Source organism: Bartonella sp. MU70NMGDW (genome assembly GCF_042194085.1).
Lineage (GTDB): Bacteria > Pseudomonadota > Alphaproteobacteria > Rhizobiales > Rhizobiaceae > Bartonella > Bartonella grahamii.
Map to the genome: position 1 here is coordinate 1 of NZ_JBHIMK010000237.1, position 1,813 is coordinate 1,813.

Sequence of the window (1,813 nt, forward strand, 5' to 3'; positions counted from 1 at the left end):
TTGAAATCATGATATAAGGGGAAAGCTTCTCATGGTGCCTAAATGGTACCTTATCGTGTGTTAAATGGAAAAATGAGGAAAAGCATCTTTATGCAATATAATCCAATTATGATTTTTTGATTTAAACATAAAGGACTTAAAGTTCTACAAGACTGATACGATAAAAGGGGGAAGGTCATCTATACTGAGCAACTAGGGCGTATTTTAGGTGCTCTTGATATAGTTATCTCACCAGATGACTTTGAATGACTTATCCTTTTAGCTCTATTCACTAAAAGGTTATTTTGAGGGGGCTTGGTTAATGAGTGTAAAGGAAAATTAGCACGTAATATTTCGCTTTGCTGGTATAGATGCTGAATGAGTTAATTATCTAGAGGATCACTGAAGAGGGAGCGCTAAAAAATGATGAAAATCCTCCGTACTTTGGTGAACTCGTGGTTGAAGATATAATCGTAGAACTTGGCTTATCTGTTCCTGAAACAGCTGAATGGTTTGAAATGGTTAGGGTGTCAGTTCTGCATATGCTTGGCTCGCTATGCAAAAAAATTATGATTTGGTGCAAGCTTTAAAACATAAATACCTTAAAGATATATCCTCTTTGTACATGTTCTTATCATCGTTAAAATGCCTTCTTAAAGCACGACAGGGGGTGGCTATAAAGTTGAGGGCTGTAAAATATATGGGGCTTGGAGGGGGTGAGAAGATGGTGTCCAATCGAAGCACTCTATTCTGATTTTTGTAGGCTATGACTGGAAGAGAGAGCTGGAGAGACAATTTGTGAGCAAAGAGAAAGTGTTTTGAGGTTGCGTGTCTGCAAGAGCAGAGCAGTGGTCGTGGTGATATTTACAAACAATAAATTTGATAAAATTTTACGATTTTGCCAAAAGCCGGTTTATTATAAAAGCCGTTTCTCATACGCGCTCACACAAAAGTTATAAGAAGCCCAAAAATGCTAAAAGAGTCTTTGCTCTTTTTCAATAAGACGGATCTGCAAACAATATTCAAAAAGTGTTCGTGTTTTTGAAAGAGAATAAAAGGATACTCTTGCAATAGAGAGAAGCGTATTTGTGAATTACAATTTGTCATGATTTTCGGTAAATACTATTGTTTAGAGCGGTGAGAGAGGGCATGAAAAAATTTTAATATTCAGTTTTTTAAAGAGTGTGGTCAGTCTTTAGGATAGAGCTTGTGTCCCTAGAGCCTATCAAATGAGCCGCATAAGGGGACCTCAGTAAGCGGAGCAACCCCCCCCTTATACTCTTTGTCAAGCGTATACGCCTTCCAGCGCTCCAATGTTGTGACAGCTCTTGGTACTTAAAGGGGTAAGAGAGGTATTTTACTTCTTTCTTGCACAGTTTCACTCCACACACCAACTCCGCTTGTGATGTGCAAGCCAAGAGATTTTGTTTGACTTACTATGAGGGTTGGGCATGAGAAAATCCTATGGTATTCGTGATCTCTCATAAAAGCAATGAATTATCCTTATAAATCAATGTGACGGTGCTGTTATGAAGAGAACTCCTTGCACACCTTAATAGCCCATAGAGATTAATTGGGTATCATTTTATATTCTGTACACAGAAGTGTATTTATTAAAATTCTCCATCTTGCGCAGAAAAAAGAACAGCCCGTTAAAAAAGAAAAACATCTCAATGCTTGCTTTTCTTTTTTCCATGAGAAGTTCAAATTGATAAGCCTATCTGAAAAGGAGCGCTTTTTATGCCCTTAAAGATACGGCTCTTGTATCAAGATCACTTACTCCGGTGAAAATTGGAGTTTTGCGAGGTAAGCATAGACGCCATTTTTTGCCACA

At 37.8% G+C, this 1,813-nt stretch carries 1 protein-coding gene; it reads left to right on the top strand.

Translation table 11 applies throughout. The features are described 5' to 3' along the window. Positions 1-434 precede the first annotated feature (434 nt). Positions 435-569 (top strand): hypothetical protein, encoded by a 135-nt coding sequence (locus tag ACFIKE_RS10060; protein WP_375649703.1) that lies wholly within the window; start codon positions 435-437, stop codon positions 567-569. Positions 570-1,813 lie beyond the last annotated feature (1,244 nt).